We start from the raw sequence: 17,416 nt of genomic DNA on the forward strand, positions 1-17,416 counted from the left end.
AGATGGGTTGTGCAGAGTTTAAAAAACTGTGGACGAAATACGAAAAAGGAACGCTCACACATGACGAACAAGAACAGTTAGAAAGTCATATAGAAACTTGTGCAGAATGTGGAGCTCATTTAGATGAATTGCTTGCGAAGAGTGAACCCGTAAAGAAAAAATTACCGCCAAAAGATCTTAAAGTTCCTTTTTGGAGAATTAAGTGGAAACATCGGTTACAAACGTTTGGTTTTATATTATCCATTTGCATCGTTATATATATAATCGGTGGGGTATTATCAGCCTTTTATTTTCAAACTAATAATGATAAAAGACTAGAAGAAATTAGAGAAGTTCCTTCGCTTGCACTTGAAGCAACTATCCCAAATAGCCGTGTTATGGGGGGCGGAACAAGTGTAGAAGCTTTTTTCCGTACGAACAGCAGCTTCGATTTAGTAAGAACCGTCGGTAAAAAAGAAATGCCACTCGGTACAGTAGAAACAAAAAGCTTCTTATCATCTGTAGATGTCACGAAACAAACTTGGATGAATCCGTTCTATCAACCAGAACTCTTCTTTGTTCATCCCAAAACAAAGCAGGGTGATTATTTAAAGGATTCCTCAAAAAAAGTATGGGATACACTTGCAAAAGTACATGATGGAACCGTTGCAGAAGTAGCAATTTCTTTTGATAAAACTTACACTTTAAAAGAATTAGAACCGCTTTTATATAGCATATTCGAAGCACAAGAACTCCCTCCAACTCCTGTATGGTACGCTTTAGATACAGGACAAGAAAGAAAAAATGTAGATGACTATATCTTACATGGCGGAGAAGCTATAGGATTTCCAGAACATGTAAGATTTCTAGATAGTAACGCAGACAAGTACAAAACGCCAGAAGATCAAGTAATCGAAATGATGCGCGTCCTTTCTATCCATAAAAAAACGGTAAGTAAAATAGCAGCACTTCCTGAGAAAGAACTCAACTTAGATAAACGTTATAAATATGTAAAAGATAACGGCGTAAAAGTATACGGCATTGTCATTACGGGGCCGTCGAAAGAATTATTAAAATTACAAAACTCCCCGCACGTACGTTATGCGACTCTTGGAGATATTGAGGTTTGGAATTGGTTTGATTAGTGAAAATGAAAAGGTTGTGTAGAAAATAGCAGCTATTTTCTACACAACCTTTTTAATAATTTAAAACCTATATTTCACTAACAGAATCTGTGAATAAAGCGTGGAATACGTTAACTTCCCCCATACGTAAACATTCCGTTTCTATATCAGGAATTGCAGTTCTAGCAACCTCTCGTTCTACTCTTACAAATCCTTTTGTATTCATTAGTTTATCAAATTCACAAATGGTATCCATTTCTACATCGATTGTTTCAAAAGTCCATTCCCTTACATCTTCATCATATGTTGTTTTTAATACGTAGTAATAATAATATTTATCAAGTAAGCTAACAAAAACCCCTAAATCAAGGCGCTCGCCTCTTGATTTTCGTATCCAATCAATATCATCATTTAACATCGGTTCTTTTCCATTTAGTAACACATTATATTCTAGACAATTATATAGGTTTAAATCTGTATAGTCTGACACGTGATAATCACAAAATGTTGACTCGATTAAAGACAAAATTTCCTTTTGAGAGCTTTCGTTTTTTATAAAACTCTCTTTCAAGTCTACAAACTTTTTATGCTCTTTGGACTCCTCGTACAATCCTTTTTCTTTCACAATATTTTTCGGAAAGAATTTGTAAACTGTTTCTTTTAATTCATTCATCATTTCAGGTTTTGCCGTTTTAACCATTCTGTAAATCCTCCTATGCTAAAAAGAATTCTCACCGCAATAAAGAATCATACCTTAAATATGTTATTAATTAACAAATAAATTATATTAAAATAAACAATATGATTCAATTCTGTTTTTTAAAAATTTTTCTGTTATAATGGCTGATTCCGAACATTATGTTTATCATAATATGAAAATTACAACAAAAAACGACAAAAACCTTTAAATTACCTTAAAAAATATAACAATCCATATATAAAGAACGAAAGATTCTAAAGCGATTATTGAAAAATATATTATTTTTGTCACATTAAAAATTAGTACTTTTTTCACAAATTATTTTTGATGGAAAACTTTATAAAAAAATTTTTTTACTATAAAAGGTATTTCTCTGGTAAAATATTATAGTCTCGTAAAAATGTAACACATTTCCATACGAACAACCCTTTAAAGCGAAAAGGTGTCATCATAATTGATGACACCTTTTCCTATTACAAATAAACTAATTAGAAATCACTTTCACATACATCCCTCTTATCGCCTTTTCATAAGCGATATCGCTCATCTGTCTTATTTTTTCCGATACAACAGACGATCGAACAACTTCCCCTTCATGAAGTAACGGAGGATCAATAAGACGCACTTTATTTTTCTGATGTAGATCATACTCATTTCTATCTTCTTTTACTTCTATACTTGGATGAACTTTTCTTAATAAAGCATCTACTTCTTGATCTTTACATAGCCGCAATTTCGTAATAAGCTCATGATCTTCAAGAAGAAAATCATCTGGATGGATTATCTTTTTATGAAGAGCTAATTTTAACGTTTTAGCTAACATATCGTTTCCATAAATATTCATTGGTTTCATAAAGAAATCAATTACTTCTTTGTAATACGTCTTCGTAAACCATTCTGCAATTTCAATATTTTGAAGAACCATTTTCCCATCTACTTCGATTAAATCCTCTAAAAAACTATGAACTTCTTCTAAAGAAATATATCCATATGTAAACATGTCCCGTAATGTGTAATCCACTCGGTCTGCACATAATTCTGGCGCAGATTTTTCAAGTAATGTCCACTTCGAATCATCTAACAAAATATCTTCATAGTTATAACCATGTTTTGAAAGAATCGCCGGGATTTCCGAGTTTTTCACGACAGAACTAAATATTTCTTCATGATAACTTTCATTTTCGTTATCAAAAACGTAATCGATCACATGGGAAAAAACAGTATGGGATACGTCATGCAGTAAACCAGCAATCTGTTCTTCTACTGAACCACCAAGCTTTTTAATTAACAACATAGCACCAACTGAATGATCAAAACGTGTTACATTCCATTTCTCATTCATTAAGTAACTTGCTCCGGCTTGATGAACCCCTTTCAGCCTTTGCACAGGTTTACTTAAAATTAATTCTTCTAACACTCTATCTACTTTAAACTCACCGTATATGACATCTAATATGATCACTTAAAATCCCCCTTTTCAAGCAGAGTCTTCTTATAGTATCTCTTTTTTCAGAGAGTAAATAAAGAACTTCACTCGAATATTTTGTACCTTTAAATTAAAAAATAGAGAGCACTCAGCTCTCTATTTCACAATCCTATTCAAATGTAACTTCAACCTGCACAATCTCAGATCTACTTCCCAGTCTAAGCGGTGGTCCCCAGAATCCAAATCCAGAAGAAACAATTGCGTGGAATGCACCTTTTTGTGCGTATCCCCAGTCTAGTTCGTACATTCTTCTCGTCACAATATGGTTCGGCGCCATTTGTCCGCGATGCGTGTGACCGGATAATAATAAATCAACGCCGGCGTCCGCTGCTTGTTTTAATTCAAATGGTTGGTGATCCATTGCGATAACAGGAAGCGATTTATCTACCGTACTCATTAGATTTTCAAAACTTTGACGATCTCGCTCTGTTTTATCCCTTCTTCCAACGAGATAAAAATCATCTTCAATTGTAATGACTTCATCTAAAAGAATACGAATATCAATCTTATCCATCTCTTGTAAAAACTCAGGAACAGCTCGGCCGTAATATTCATGGTTTCCTAACACACCATATACGCCTAATGGAGCTTTCATCTGTTTCATGATTGGTCCCATATTTTTCTGAATGAACACACCTGGATGATCATCGATAATATCACCCGGCAGTAAAATAATATCGGGTTTCATTTCATTTACATGACGAACGAGTCTCTTTAAATGAGCAACTCCAGACAGTTTACCGAAGTGCATATCAGAGGCCATCGCAATGCGTAAACTTTTACGCCCTTCTACTTTTTTCGGTATATGTACATCATACTTTCTTACAACCGGGCTATACGCATTAAATACCCCGTATGCGAAGATAAAGAAAAATACGAGTAAAGTGACTGCCCCTGTCCAAATAATTGCCGTCTCTTTCTCCACTGAAAACTGTAATAATAAGACGGCAATATCGGCTAACGGCAATAACATAAGCGCGTATTGTATAACCGCAAACCAAATTGAACCGACCGTTCGCAGGAAAGGAAGGAATTTAAACACTTGTACGAGAATATACGCATATGAAATGAAGCCAACTACGAAAGCGTAATATCCCCAATATTCCCAGCCGAACACCGCATGAAGCCAAACCCATCCGTTCCAGCCGATGTAAAACATAAGTAGTGTGTATACAATTAAAATAGTGAATATATTGAAATAACGAAAATTTTTCACTGCTAGCCTCCTTATTGATTTCTTCTATTATATCTTGTTATGCACGTTTAACGTAAATATTAAGCACATCAATCTTCACAATAAAAACATTGATAAACACATCGTTTTAAAGTTTTTAGGAACGGCTGTAATGGGCATTTTAGAATCTTACGTATTAGACGAAATTGATAATGATATTGAATATGTTGCGACAACTTCTTTATTTTGATTTAACATCACAGATAGTGAAATATTTTGATTAATAATAAGAGGCTATTTCAATGATAAAAAAGAGCTTGAATTACTTCAAACTCTTTTACATATAAGCGTAATTTCAATTGATTCTCTATTTAACCCTTTATTTCATGAAATTAACCGATGTTTCTTAGTTGTTTTTCTAATGACCATCTAGCTGTTTTTTTTCACTACCAAACCAAATTGCACCTTTTTCCAACCATTCTTTTCTATACTCAATAAATGTATAGCCTTGATCACAATCATCATAACCAAATTGAAAACCGCAACATAGACAAATCTCATATGATGGGTCATCATCTTCATCTTGTATCCGTTCCATTATCCCCTCATGTATTAAGTAACTCAACATAATACAGCGTATCATCCGTCTGAAAATACATAACAGATCCGCGGCTATAATAAGTAACAAATTGAATTTTCTCACCTAGTTCATTACAAGGATTACTATCATACACATGATTATTGTTTAAATCATAAACAACCAACTTTTTATCTTGAGTAATGAATACTACTTTATCTTGAGCGACCGCAAAACTTTCCGACCATATTTCCCTAATTAAATTTATTTCATTCCACAACATATGAAAATTTTTATCTTTCATTTGAACTAAAGGAAATTCTGAATAATAATAGAGCCAAACGTCTCCATCTATAACGTTCATTGCATAACAATCATCTATAGGAGGTACATTAAACCTTTCTACATATTGATCATAATTATTAAAAATCAATTTACCTGTAGAATCAAAAGCAACTATACCATTTACTCCAATTCGGCACTCTCCGAAAACCCCTTCATCACAATAACTAACCCATATATCTTCATTCACATCAACCTGACAATCTTGAATCCCTTCTCCGGCATAAAACTTACAATGTTCACTTCCGTCCGAATTGTAAATAACCGCATTATCATCTTCATAATTAAATATAAGTAACCATCTCTCTCCAATTCGTTGCATACATCGCACAGATTCAACATCGATATCTACGTTTAAATTGAATTTACTTATATTCACATTATTTTTATCCAAATAAATAATACAAGGTTGATCAGTATTATCTTGTACTAGTAAAATCACATTTTGTTTATAATCCAAACTCACTTTTTTTAACTGATAAGCTTCAACAATATCCTTAAAACTTACTAACTCTTTACATGCGATATCTTTCATATAGATGAAAATCCTCTCATTGATTCTAAACATAAAAATAAGCGTCAAACTTCTATACTTTTAATAAGTTTGACGCTTGCTCTCAATTATTATTTTAAATACTACCCTTCCATTCTCCTAATCCTAATCCCACTCCCAGATTGGTGCGGCAGAAAAACCTTCAAGACTCATTTCCATTGAATTTAAAAGTATTTAAAAATGAAGAAAGCTGACTTTTAATACTAAGTATATATTCATGGAATTCATATATATAACAACTTAGCGTGCTATCTCCTTCAAGCTCTTTAAAACTAACTGAAATTTTGAAAGATGTATCAATATCCAAGTGACAAGTTAAAGATAACTCATTTGATTCTGATTTAAAATGTACTGTTCCGGATCCCAAGGTATATATTTTTTGAAGGTCTTTGTAAAAGTGATATATATCATTATTGTCAAAATAAAATGATGTCGTTTTCACTTTAAAACCAGAACAACCTAGTTCACATTCTCCTTTGAAATAAGCTCCACCAAAATAACTATCTCCTTCATTTGCAAAGTCAGTTATAACAATCTTGATGAAATTATCATCCTGCTCGCCTATATGAAAACATTCCATTATTTATCCCCCCTATAATACGTATAACAGCTTGGCTAATAAATAACTAATCTAAAGTATAATTGTGGAAAATTTATATTTATAAGTTCATCTAATCTCTTATTGGTAATGAAGGTGTCTGACCTTTTTTTGCTTTAGAATTATAATGATAGTATAGCGTTTATCCTTATGTTTTTATAGCCAACAAAAATTAATGTGTACAAAAGAGAGAAAAATCTACATCAGCTTTTCTCTCTCTCTATCAACCACTTCTCTATTTATTCTCCCTCTTCTAAAATCCCATATTGCTCCCAACAAAATATTCGTTTCCCTTTAACAGCATATATTGTTTGATCCCTTGAAAAAATATACTCAAATTGAATAGGATTTCCATCGCTATCTACTGTTAACAGAGTTGCTAATTTTTTATTTACAAGTGAATATGCATGTATTTGATTGTTATCTACACCAAAGATAATATTATTTTGTACTTTTAAATATAGTGATGTATGATTCAATGTTGTTTCATACAGAATAACTTGTTCGCATCGTTCTTTATTAATCTGTGTGAATGAATACGTTCCTTGCTCGTTATAGTAAGACATTAAAATATCACCTGTCTTCTGTATATGTATTGCTGTACAATCACAGACAGATCTCTTTATTGAATTATTAAATTCATTAGTAATTAAATCGCCATTCTTAGAAAAAATAGCTAATCCGCTCTTTTCAAATTTATTAATATCATATATATTTTCCCAATCTATCGAATCAAACTCTTCATCTGAAATAAACAATTCCTCTACAGAAGTAAATATACCTTCTTCACTATACCCAACCAATAAATGTTCTTCTTCATCAACTTGAAAATATTTTATTCCATTTCCTAAGTAAATTGAAATCTTGATATAACTCACGCGTTGGATCATATGAAACATTTAAAAGTTCGACTGTCTTCTTATCTGCACTTCCTTCAGAATTGTTAGTGGATGTTGCCGAACCACACCCTGACAAAAGGACAAATGCTGATAATAAAACACCTGTACTTTTCATTAATGCTGTCTTATTCCACTGTTTCATATATAAAGCCCCCTTAGTTTGTACAATAGAAAAAGGCACACAATCTATTCACAAAAGTGAACGTTGTGCGCCTTCAGTTTCTCTGATGAGCTTCTATTGTATTCTGTTTGATTTCTTTCCATTTTAATTCCGTAATTCACATGTGTCAACTTGGAATTTAGAATTATTATATAAGAAACTTCATACAAGCTAAAAATCAGCGGGAATGGAATCCCACTGATTTTAGTTTCGATTTATTTCTTTAACTTATCTGTCTTCGCAATAAATTGAGCTGCTTCTGCGCGGCTTACCGATTTATCTGGAGCCCATCCATTATCTGTTCCAACTGAAATATTTTCTTGGATTAAAATGTTCGCATACTTCGTACCCCAATGATCTTTTAAATCAGCAAATTCTTTTGGTAGTTTAATATTTTCATTTCTTTCTAATTTATATGCATTCACAAGCATAGAAGCCATTGATGCACGGTTAATTAGCCCACTCGGATTAAAGTTACCCTTCTCATCACCTTTTACAATGCCAGCTTTTTCAACTGCTGCGATGTAAGGTGTAGCCCAATGATTTTGAGCATCGCGGAATGATGGCTTCGCATCTTTATTAATTTCTAACCCTAAAACAGTAGCTAATATTTTTGCTGCTGAACCACGATCGATATTTTCAGCTGGTGCAAATGTACCAGCTGGCTTACCGTGTACTGCCTCTTTGTCTACTAAATATTGAACTGACTCTTGTGCCCAAGTCGGTACATCTGAGAACTTAGATTTGTTTTCAATTGCACTCGCATCGATTTCAAACTGCACTTGATATTTATGATCATATTTAATTGCTGGAATTAATATATGCATTTGCATATTATATTTTTTCGAGAACTCATCGATTTCAAATTGAACAACTTTCGTGCCATTATTTGTTTTATCTTCAGAGATCACTTTCACATCATGGAATGTCCCTACTTTATTAGTATCTTCTACTTTAAGATACTGGAAATAGCTATTATCTTGAATTGTTAACGTAACGATTTTTTTGTCACCTTGAATTGTTACTTTTGCATTTTTTAAATATGTAGAAGCAACAGATGTTTCATTCGTTTGATCTTTATACGTTTTTAAAATAACGTCATATGTGCCATCTGCAAGTTTACTAGCTGCCTTCATTTCAATCACATCTGCTTTTGCAATTGGCGCATTGAAACCACTTAGTGGAACTGCTAAAGTTGCTGCTATAACGAACGCATTAACATATTTTTTCTTAATCATTATCAATACGACATCTCCTTTTATATGAATATACCCAACATAACTATCATATTGATAATGATTATCAATGTCAAATAAAATTAATAATACTATTTCCTACATAAGTACGCCTTCCGCTCATTTTTAAAAAGTAAATAATGCGCCGTGTGAACTTTTCTTTCCAAATAATCAATAGAATACGAGCTTGATGGATCAACTAAATCACCTATCGCCCCTGAAAGGTGATCAATTACCTTTTGCAATGTTTCTAAGTTCTTCTTTTCATTCTCCATATTCATTTCATCCATAATGTCACAAATAAGATATTGTACTTTCCGTAAGCGTAATTCCTTCTGATCCACGTATATCTCCTCCTTATTAGCAATATTACGTTTTAAATATATGGGCTTATAGCTTAACCAATTCTAAAAAATAACGTGAAACTTTAATGAGTAGGAATTTTGTCCATCCAAACTAATCCAGCTTTTTTGGGACAAAAAGATATCCATCTCTATACATGTAGTCATAGTGATGGATATCTTTATTTTTATACTTGCAATGCCTTCTCTCTCAAAGCTCTTCGTAACAACTTACCAGTTGTATTCTTCGGCAATTCTGTTAAAAACTCAATGCTCTTTGGCACTTTGTATTTCGCTAAATGCAGCGTGCAGTAATGCGTAAGCTCCTCTTCTGTTACGTTCGTTTGCTTCAGAACGACGTAAGCTCGCACTGCTTCTCCTAAGTTTTCATCCGGTACACCAATTACGACAACTTCAGCCACAGATTCGTGAGTATATAATACTTCTTCTACTTCACGAGGGTATACGTTATAACCACCAACTAGGACGATATCTTTTTTGCGATCGACGATATAGAAGTAACCTTCTTCATCCATTTTCGCTAAGTCACCTGTATATAGCCAGCCGTCTTTAAGTGTCGCAGCTGTATCTTCTGGCGCATTATAGTAACCCTTCATAACGTTAGGTCCGCGAACAATTAGCTCCCCAACTGCACCGACAGGTACTTCTTCCCCAAGTTCATTCACAATTTTATTTTCTACATGCCAAATATTTGTACCAATCGAACCTGGTTTACGAGGACGATCTAACGGATTAAAACAAGTAACTGGTGATGCTTCTGATAAGCCGTATCCTTCTGAAACAATCACATCAAAACGTTTTTCAAAGTTTTGCAGAAGGGCAACAGGCATTGACGCACCACCTGAAATACAGAGACGAAGCGTCTTTACATCTTCTGCGCTTGCTTCTTCAAATAAATATAAGTAATTGTACATCGTCGGCACACCTGCAAAAATCGTTGGTTCATACGTACGACAAATACGGAATACTTCTTTCGGACTAAACCTCGGTACCATTAAAATCGTTGCCCCGTTCACAATCGGCGCATTTACCGCAACTGTTAAACAGAACACATGGAACATCGGCAATGCCGCAACGACGCGATCATCCGCAGTATATTGTAAATATGACGCAACATCGCTTGCATTACTATATAGGTTTTTATGTGTTAACATAGCGCCTTTTGGCTTTCCAGTTGTACCTGAAGTGTATAAAATAACAGCTACATCTTCTTCATCTAGTTCAGGACCTTCGTAAGTTATATCTCCAGTTCCTATAAAACTAGTAAACGTTTTCATTTTTTCCGTTTCTGTATGAGTAAAATCTGATGAGGTTTCGCATATGATGATATTTTCAAGTGAAGGAAGTCTTGTTGTAAGAGATTGTATAACAGGTAGAAGGACGTCGAGTACAATGATTGTTTTTACATCTCCATTTTGTAATATGTAATGTATTTCGTCTGCTGTATAAATTGGATTAATCGGAATGACAGTTGCTCCGGCTTTCATCGTTCCGTATAAACCTACTAAAAAATGTGGTGAATTGCCTACAGCTAATGCGACATTGTCCCCTTTTCCAACGCCCATTTTTGCTAAATTACTAGAAAACCTAGTGACCACTTTGTTTAATTGGTCATAAGAGACCGACTGATCCATAAATATGTACGCCGGTTTATCCCCCTTCTTTTTTGCCGTTTCAGCCAAAGATTGAACGAGATTCACACAAACCCCACCTTTATAAAATTTAGAATATTTAAAAATTCTAAATTAATTATATTAAAAGAAAATTAAAGTAGCAAGTGATATTCTATTAATCGAATATACATAAACCACTTTCTTCCAGAATACTTTAGTAAGATACGAGAATTATATGTAAAAAAAACAGGTACAAACATATAGTTAAACCATAGCTAAAATCATTGTAGGATAATATGCACTCATCTTCTCTCTAAGTTTTTCAACTTCCTCTTTATTTAAAGCCGTATACTCTCCATACAAATTGAGAGCGTCCGCTCCATTTTCGTGCAAGTAGACTGTAACATATAATGTCGGCAATCCTTTATTGTCCTCATCTATCGACAAGACGAAATCTGGCGTTTTACCAACGGTACTAAACGTTTCATTTCTTTTCCATTTCTTATTTTGAAACATAGTTTGTATATCATTTATTTTTTGTTTGTTATTTGTATGCGTATAATATATGACATTATCCTTCGCTGGCTTTCCAATAAATAAAAGTGTACGACTAGAGGAAGTTTCATCGTTACAAGCTGTCATCCCTATAACGAAGCTGATCAATAATATAAAGTGTATTATCCTTTTCATTTCGATCATCCTCCTTTAATTATATATACTTCCTTTATAATAAAAGAATGTCCTGCTAGTAGATGTTTTTAGGGACGCTTTTAACGGTAAATGAATTCATAATAAAAAAAGCCATCCCAAAAGGTATTTTGGGATGGCTTCTTCTTTTAGAAGAATAAATGCAAGAAATCTTCTGTTGTAATATTACCGAAATAGCGTACGATATCTACGCCTTCTAAAGCTACAGTGAATGCATCTTTATCAAATTGTACACCTGTTAGACGCTCTTCAATGTCATGCACATCTAGTGAGCCGAAGAAGTCACCGTAAATTTTACATTCTGTTACTGTCCCTTTTTTCACTTCAAGACGAACGTCAACTTGTCCAACTGGGAAGCGGTGTGAATGTTGTAAGTTGAACTTCGGAGATTTTCCGTAGTTCCAATCCCAATTTTGGTAGCGCTCTTCAGAAAGTTTATGGATTTCTTTCCAATCATTTTCTGTTAATTCATACGTTGGAATTTCTGTTTCTCCTTCGAAAATTGTTTCTAGAAGAAGTTGTCTAAACTCTTCTGTCGTCATTTTTTCGTTTAAGAACTCTGTAATATTCGCAACGCGGCTACGGATTGATTTAATGCCTTTTGATTGAATCTTATCCATTTTCACTTTAAGTGCCGATACAACGTGATCGATTTCAGAGTCAAATAGTAACGTGCCATGACTGAACATACGACCTTTCGTTGAGAACTGCGCGTTACCTGAAATTTTTCTACCTTCAGCTAAAATATCGTTACGACCACTTAGTTCTGCATTTACGCCTAATTTACCAAGCGCTTTCGTTACAGGCTCTGTGAACTTTTTAAAGTTGCTGAAACTATCTCCATCATCTTTCGTAATAAAGCTGAAGTTTAAGTTTCCTAAATCATGATATACTGCGCCTCCGCCTGATAGACGACGAACGACATGAATTCCTTGTTCTTTTACGTAATCTGCATTAATTTCTTCTACTGTGTTTTGGTTTTTACCAATGATAATCGAAGGTTTGTTAATGTAGAACAGTAAATATGTTTCGTTAATATCTAAATTCTTCACACAATATTCTTCAATCGCTAAGTTTATTCTAGGATCTGTAATCCCTTTATTATCAATAAATAACATCGTATCACCTCATGAATTCCATACGTAGCCACTATGCGCTAGCGTAATATGGCCACTGAAAATTTGTTTTGCTTCTGTTACTAAATCAGATGGGTTGCCTGTATGCGGTAAGTGCGTTAATAAAAGTTCTTTTACATGCGCATCTTTCGCAATACTTGCTACTTCTGTACTATTCATATGCCCTGCTTTTGCAGCCTCTTGATGTGCATACATATTACACTCACAAATGAAAAGATCAGCATCTTTTGTGAATGGAATAAATTCAGGAATATAACTGGAATCTGCGCTATATACTACAGCGTCACTACCAGCTGTAATGCGCATCGCAAAACATGTAACAGGATGAACAGTTTTTAAGAATGAAATCGAAAACGGTCCAATTTGAAGTGTTTCTTCTGGATTGTACGCGATTCCTTTCGTATGCGGTTCATGCGTTAAAGAATGGAATCCATTCTCATCAAACGAATGACCGTATATTGGTAACTCCGGTAGTTGTCCTTTTGTCACACTCGTAATTAATCTTGCATATTGCAGCACCCCAATGTCTGCAACATGATCATGATGATAGTGCGACAGTACAACTGCATCTATATGAGATGGTGTTATATATTTTTGAAGCTGTGCTAGTACACCACTGCCACAGTCTACAAGTAAACGAAAACCATCGTGTTCAAACAAATACCCCGACGTTGCTTCTCCCGCTTCTGGAAAGCCGCCCCAAAAGCCGACAACAGTCATCTTCATATGTATCCATCCTTTCTAAAACCGCGTAGGAATGCCGTTTTTTTCCGTACTTGAGAAAGTTTTTTACTTACATCCTACATTGTTAACTATAATCCATTTCCTAAACTTTTTCATTAATTTTCACTTTTGTTATAAAACAGTTGTTGACTTTTGTTTTTTGTACTAATACAATGATAGTAAGAAATGGAAATGGAGGGATTGACATGATCGATCAACCAATGGAGTTTTTCCGAAATTTACCGACGAAAACTTGTGCTCATTGCGGGAAGGAAATTGATGAGCAGCACGAAGCATACCATAACAAATGTGACGATTGCGTTCACGAAGAATAGTAGTTTGTAAACATAAAAAAACCTAGCAGACATAGTCTACTAGGCTAATAACATCGTATCCTTCATCGTTGAACCTTTCACCAAGAGCTCCAGTTCAAACTCATACAATTCTTTTTGTCGATAATTTTTCGTATGGATTTTATCCATCATTAAGTCGACAACTTTTCGGGCCATCTCGTCGATTGGTTGTTCAATTGTCGTAATACCTGGCTCTGTAATCTGCGCCAAAATTTGATTATCAAAACCGATCACAGCGAGATCTTCTGGAATACTCCAACCATGGCGTTTCGCCTCTGAGATAATTCCAGCTGCAACCTCGTCGCCTCCTGCCAAAATCGCGGTAGGATTTTTTTTGTCCTTTAATACTTCATTGAATATTCGTTTTCCATCATCCCAAGAGAAAGCGTTTTCAAGAAAATCGATTGCTTCCACTTCTCTACTCTTTTCAGTAATAGCGCGTAAAAAGCCCATTTTCCGCTGTTGGCTCACTACTTTCGTTTCGTTGCCACGGCAAAAAATCAGATTACGATATCCTTGTTCTAATACGTGATTGGCAGCTATGTATGCACCCTGTGCATGATCGAACTTCACTGTTGGAACATTTGCTTCCTCAATATATTCATTACATAACACGATTGGACCGTGTTGCAAGTATGGCTCCACATTCTCCCACGGATTTTCTAGTGAACATAGAATAATCCCATCTACTTGTTTCGTAGATAATAATTGTAAATACTCCATCTCTTTTTCCGGTAAATATCTTGTTTGACAAATAATCAGTTTATATTTATGTTCAGAAGCAGCAATCTCGATTGCTTCAATAAATCTACTAAAAAAAGGATTTGTAATCCTTGGAACAAGCACCGCAATTGTTTCTGTTTTTTGTTTACGAAGCCTTCTCGCCGCAGAATTAGGAACGAAGCCTAAATGCTTCATTGCTAATTGAACCCTTTTCTTCTTCTCATCTGAAACATATGGATGATTATTGATCACCCTAGAAACCGTTGTCCTTGATAACCCCGCTAATTTCGCCACGTCCTCGATAGTCGACACGAAATTTCCCCCTTTGCATGAAAACGTTTTCTTATCCTGATTATATAGTATATTATTGGAAACTGCAATATAGGTTCTTATGATTTTACTATATTAATATTATACATAGGGAAAAGTCTGTTAATGGCAGGGAATTACACACTACTTTTAGAATTTCACAATATGCATATGAAAAAAGATTTACATACCATAACGTATATACACCTTCTTAATTAATAAGAATTCTATTCAATATAAAAACCCATCAATACGTCGTCTCCATATGATCCATCTTCATATTTAATTTGCTTTCTTTGCCTTCCTTCTTCTACAAAGCCAGTTCGTTTATACACTTTAATTGCCCTATCATTAATAGAAACTACACCTAAGCAAATTTTCTCTAAACCTTTCTGCCCTTTAGCCCAGCTAATAAGAAATTCAATTAGCTTCGTACCAATGCCCTGATTACAATACGCCTCCCTAATCCCCATTCCCATTGTGCCTGCATGTCGTAACCGTTCTAGTTCATATCGTTTGAAAACCAGAAAGCCAACCACCTTACTATCTACCTCGTAAACTATATAAAGGTTGCCTTTTTCACTACTTGTCTGTATCTTTTCTCTTTCTGCATCAATATCATTTGGTAATTCATTTGGAGATGATATAAAAAACTTTGTAGTAGTTTCTGATAATATAATTTCTTTTCTAATATCCATAATTGATTCCGCATCAACCTCTTTTGCTAATCGTATCACCGAATCACCTCGTACCTTTTTCTTTTAAAAATAATATTGGAACTATCAAACTAAGAATCTCTAAAACGCTCAATATGCAACATTACATATTGAGAATCTTTTCACTTTTGACACAATATCCTTACATCTATATAAAAGGAATGTATACAATGGATCCAATTTTAACAGCCGCAAAACAACTACTACATAAAGAAGAAAAGATTTTATCTACTTTAAAATGTTCACTTACTGACTATATAAATACGCATAAAGTCCCATATCCAGGCATGCTACTTGCTACTAATAGAAGACTTCTCTTTTTTAGCCAATATAAAAATACATTAATTGCCGAATTTGAGTATAAAAAAATTGTATCTATAGAAACGAAGAGAAGAATTTTTGACAAAAAAATAATATTTTATTATGAAGATGAATATATAACGGTGGGATACATTACAAGTTCAAATATTGAAGAGTTCATAGACTTACTACATAGAAAATGCAAAACTAGCACGGATTCATAATCAGTGGGGATTTTATTCATCCCCCACTGATTATTAGCCCTCACCAATCGGGCTTTTACGGGCAGCCCGACTCCCACCTATCCTTACGGTTTAGCTATTTCCTGCATAAACCCAGCCATGCTCGCTAATAAACTAGTGAAAACGAAAAGTACAATAATAAGAGGGATAAGTTTGTTTTTATTTAAATTCGTTATCGTTCTTAAACCTATTCCTAATAAAACGTAATACCAAATATTAAATATATCTATTCTTTGAGCGATTGTATGCAAGATCATATTATCTGTCGCTATTGCACCTAAACCTGTATAAGATATCTCATACCCACTTAGAGAAAATGCAATTAATCCGTTTAAAATCATCCCTAATCTTAATACAAACGAAGCATAAATGATTATCGGGAATGTTTCTTTATAGTTAATATCAACTCCAAAGAAAATCATAATGTTCTTATAGAATATAGGTGCAAAAAGTATAGCTACGATTCCACTGACTGCTGAAAATCCAAATGTAGTAAAGAAAGTTATGTATTTCGGAACAGTAAATCCCGTTTTATCATGAAACATACTGAGTGCAGGATTATTTAAAGAATTCCAAGACATTAAGGCACTTGAAATTATAATAAGCACAATTAAAAGGACTAGTGGAAAGAATATATTTCTTTGATTCTTCATCCTTTTGAATTGCAGTGTTGGCGAAGTGAATATCCCAAAAATCGATGGTTTTTCCGAAAGTTCTTCATGCATAAGACTACTAACTTGCAAGAGAATCCCCCTTCCTCATTACATTTATAACTCCTCCCACTTCGTCCATACTTCTCTCCCATTTATATGGTACATATTATCCTCTCGATCCATAAATCCGTGCACGATAAACTCTCGTCTAATCGTACAAAAATCATCATGATATTGTTTTATGAATGTATTAATTTCTTTTTCCGTATACTGATTTTCAGCGTTAAATTTGCTAATCAAATGCTCTAACAATACTAGTTTTTTCTTCTTTTGACCTGGAATCGATTTTAGGCGGTCCTCTTTATCGAAAAAGTTACGAATCGTCGTATCCCTGAATTTCATTTCACTTTCAGTCATTTTGTTGTCCTCCATCGGTTTTTATGCAATAAAATTTATCGTTTGTCTTAACTATTCTTCTTCATTCTTTTACTTATAACATCCATAAGGTAATACCCGCTAATTAGCACATAGTAGAATAAAAGTATTCCTAGTGCATCTTTCATATTTATATATTTTTCTTTATGAAACAAGATAGGTGAAAGGGCGTAAACAAGAAAGATGATTAGCGGATTTAAGATAAAATAATAAGTAAGATTTCCTTTCATCGTATCAACTCCTCTATTCTATGTTTCTCTGCAAATTGTTGTAATTCCTTTTCACTTTTACTCCTCTCATCCACACTTTTTTAATT

21 protein-coding genes and 2 pseudogenes are annotated in these 17,416 nt (G+C 34.0%); 4 read left to right on the top strand and 19 right to left on the bottom strand.

Annotation, left to right across the window (positions count from 1 at the left end; translation table 11 throughout):
- Nucleotides 1-2 precede the first annotated feature (2 nt).
- The gene (locus AC0IXC_RS20160; RefSeq protein WP_215590897.1) at nt 3-1,124 is read left to right on the top strand and encodes an anti-sigma factor; all 1,122 of its coding nucleotides are present in this window, start codon (nt 3-5) and stop codon (nt 1,122-1,124) included.
- 67 nt (nt 1,125-1,191) lie between these two features.
- On the opposite strand, the gene AC0IXC_RS20165 is transcribed toward AC0IXC_RS20160, so the two are convergent.
- The 3 genes from AC0IXC_RS20165 to AC0IXC_RS20175 all read right to left on the bottom strand — a co-directional run bounded on the left by AC0IXC_RS20165 (nt 1,192) and on the right by AC0IXC_RS20175 (nt 4,505).
- On the bottom strand, nt 1,192-1,803 hold the full coding sequence (locus AC0IXC_RS20165; protein ID WP_098167244.1) for a hypothetical protein: 612 nt from the start codon (nt 1,801-1,803) through the stop codon (nt 1,192-1,194).
- A gap of 484 nt (nt 1,804-2,287) precedes the next feature.
- Entirely contained in the window at nt 2,288-3,265 is a 978-nt protein-coding gene (locus AC0IXC_RS20170) for an HD domain-containing protein (RefSeq protein ID WP_471653193.1), read from the bottom strand.
- Between the two features lie 133 nt (nt 3,266-3,398).
- Nucleotides 3,399-4,505: a metallophosphoesterase gene (locus AC0IXC_RS20175; protein ID WP_429690886.1), complete on the bottom strand. Its 1,107-nt coding sequence runs from the start codon at nt 4,503-4,505 to the stop codon at nt 3,399-3,401.
- Nucleotides 4,506-4,539: 34 nt separating this feature from the next.
- Here AC0IXC_RS20175 and AC0IXC_RS20180 point away from each other — a divergent pair, with 34 nt between their 5' ends.
- Nucleotides 4,540-4,713 carry a TetR family transcriptional regulator gene (locus AC0IXC_RS20180; RefSeq protein ID WP_471653194.1) on the top strand — a complete coding sequence of 58 codons (174 nt, stop codon included), beginning with the start codon at nt 4,540-4,542 and terminating at the stop codon, nt 4,711-4,713.
- Between the two features lie 168 nt (nt 4,714-4,881).
- Here AC0IXC_RS20180 and AC0IXC_RS20185 read toward each other — a convergent pair whose 3' ends face one another.
- The 11 genes and pseudogenes from AC0IXC_RS20185 to AC0IXC_RS20235 all read right to left on the bottom strand — a co-directional run bounded on the left by AC0IXC_RS20185 (nt 4,882) and on the right by AC0IXC_RS20235 (nt 13,372).
- The gene (locus AC0IXC_RS20185) at nt 4,882-5,061 is read right to left on the bottom strand and encodes a hypothetical protein (RefSeq protein WP_471653195.1); all 180 of its coding nucleotides are present in this window, start codon (nt 5,059-5,061) and stop codon (nt 4,882-4,884) included.
- A 7-nt stretch (nt 5,062-5,068) separates the two neighbouring features.
- Nucleotides 5,069-5,917, bottom strand: coding sequence for a hypothetical protein (locus tag AC0IXC_RS20190; protein ID WP_002030343.1), 849 nt, complete (start codon nt 5,915-5,917; stop codon nt 5,069-5,071).
- Nucleotides 5,918-6,077: 160 nt separating this feature from the next.
- Nucleotides 6,078-6,515 carry a WapI family immunity protein gene (locus tag AC0IXC_RS20195; protein WP_471653196.1) on the bottom strand — a complete coding sequence of 146 codons (438 nt, stop codon included), beginning with the start codon at nt 6,513-6,515 and terminating at the stop codon, nt 6,078-6,080.
- Nucleotides 6,516-6,772: 257 nt separating this feature from the next.
- Nucleotides 6,773-7,402: pseudogene (locus AC0IXC_RS20200) on the bottom strand (hypothetical protein); the annotation flags it as partial.
- Nucleotides 7,389-7,574, bottom strand: a pseudogene (locus AC0IXC_RS20205) (sulfate transporter subunit); the annotation flags it as partial. The pseudogenes AC0IXC_RS20205 and AC0IXC_RS20200, both read right to left, overlap by 14 nt.
- Before the next feature lie 233 nt (nt 7,575-7,807).
- Complete coding sequence (locus tag AC0IXC_RS20210) at nt 7,808-8,830, bottom strand: S-layer homology domain-containing protein (protein WP_471653197.1); 1,023 nt, start codon at nt 8,828-8,830, stop codon at nt 7,808-7,810.
- Between the two features lie 89 nt (nt 8,831-8,919).
- Nucleotides 8,920-9,171, bottom strand: coding sequence for a hypothetical protein (locus AC0IXC_RS20215; RefSeq protein WP_471653198.1), 252 nt, complete (start codon nt 9,169-9,171; stop codon nt 8,920-8,922).
- Nucleotides 9,172-9,356: 185 nt separating this feature from the next.
- Complete coding sequence (locus tag AC0IXC_RS20220; protein WP_061688990.1) at nt 9,357-10,889, bottom strand: fatty acid--CoA ligase family protein; 1,533 nt, start codon at nt 10,887-10,889, stop codon at nt 9,357-9,359.
- 177 nt (nt 10,890-11,066) lie between these two features.
- Nucleotides 11,067-11,492 carry a hypothetical protein gene (locus AC0IXC_RS20225; RefSeq protein ID WP_149190227.1) on the bottom strand — a complete coding sequence of 142 codons (426 nt, stop codon included), beginning with the start codon at nt 11,490-11,492 and terminating at the stop codon, nt 11,067-11,069.
- 146 nt (nt 11,493-11,638) lie between these two features.
- A complete protein-coding gene (locus AC0IXC_RS20230; RefSeq protein ID WP_002030357.1) occupies nt 11,639-12,628 on the bottom strand; it encodes a lipoate--protein ligase in 990 nt (329 codons plus the stop codon).
- A gap of 9 nt (nt 12,629-12,637) precedes the next feature.
- Nucleotides 12,638-13,372, bottom strand: coding sequence for an MBL fold metallo-hydrolase (locus AC0IXC_RS20235; protein WP_215590889.1), 735 nt, complete (start codon nt 13,370-13,372; stop codon nt 12,638-12,640).
- Nucleotides 13,373-13,575: 203 nt separating this feature from the next.
- Here AC0IXC_RS20235 and yhfH point away from each other — a divergent pair, with 203 nt between their 5' ends.
- Entirely contained in the window at nt 13,576-13,704 is a 129-nt protein-coding gene (gene yhfH / locus AC0IXC_RS20240) for a protein YhfH (protein ID WP_000567010.1), read from the top strand.
- A gap of 39 nt (nt 13,705-13,743) precedes the next feature.
- On the opposite strand, the gene AC0IXC_RS20245 is transcribed toward yhfH, so the two are convergent.
- The gene (locus AC0IXC_RS20245) at nt 13,744-14,757 is read right to left on the bottom strand and encodes a LacI family DNA-binding transcriptional regulator (RefSeq protein ID WP_002087115.1); all 1,014 of its coding nucleotides are present in this window, start codon (nt 14,755-14,757) and stop codon (nt 13,744-13,746) included.
- A 224-nt stretch (nt 14,758-14,981) separates the two neighbouring features.
- Nucleotides 14,982-15,491 (bottom strand): GNAT family N-acetyltransferase, encoded by a 510-nt coding sequence (locus tag AC0IXC_RS20250; protein WP_193652844.1) that lies wholly within the window; start codon nt 15,489-15,491, stop codon nt 14,982-14,984.
- A gap of 149 nt (nt 15,492-15,640) precedes the next feature.
- Between AC0IXC_RS20250 and AC0IXC_RS20255 the strand changes: the two genes are divergently transcribed.
- Nucleotides 15,641-15,994, top strand: coding sequence for a PH domain-containing protein (locus AC0IXC_RS20255; protein WP_471653199.1), 354 nt, complete (start codon nt 15,641-15,643; stop codon nt 15,992-15,994).
- Between the two features lie 83 nt (nt 15,995-16,077).
- On the opposite strand, the gene yknW is transcribed toward AC0IXC_RS20255, so the two are convergent.
- Genes yknW through AC0IXC_RS20270 form a run of 3 tightly spaced genes read right to left on the bottom strand, consistent with a single transcriptional unit; the run spans nt 16,078 to nt 17,330 of the window.
- Nucleotides 16,078-16,755 (bottom strand): YknW family membrane protein, encoded by a 678-nt coding sequence (gene yknW, locus AC0IXC_RS20260; protein ID WP_033708872.1) that lies wholly within the window; start codon nt 16,753-16,755, stop codon nt 16,078-16,080.
- Between the two features lie 24 nt (nt 16,756-16,779).
- Entirely contained in the window at nt 16,780-17,082 is a 303-nt protein-coding gene (locus tag AC0IXC_RS20265) for a DUF2087 domain-containing protein (protein ID WP_033708874.1), read from the bottom strand.
- A gap of 47 nt (nt 17,083-17,129) precedes the next feature.
- Complete coding sequence (locus AC0IXC_RS20270) at nt 17,130-17,330, bottom strand: hypothetical protein (RefSeq protein ID WP_002030238.1); 201 nt, start codon at nt 17,328-17,330, stop codon at nt 17,130-17,132.
- Nucleotides 17,331-17,416 lie beyond the last annotated feature (86 nt).

The organism is Bacillus sp. AC266, assembly GCF_979253805.1.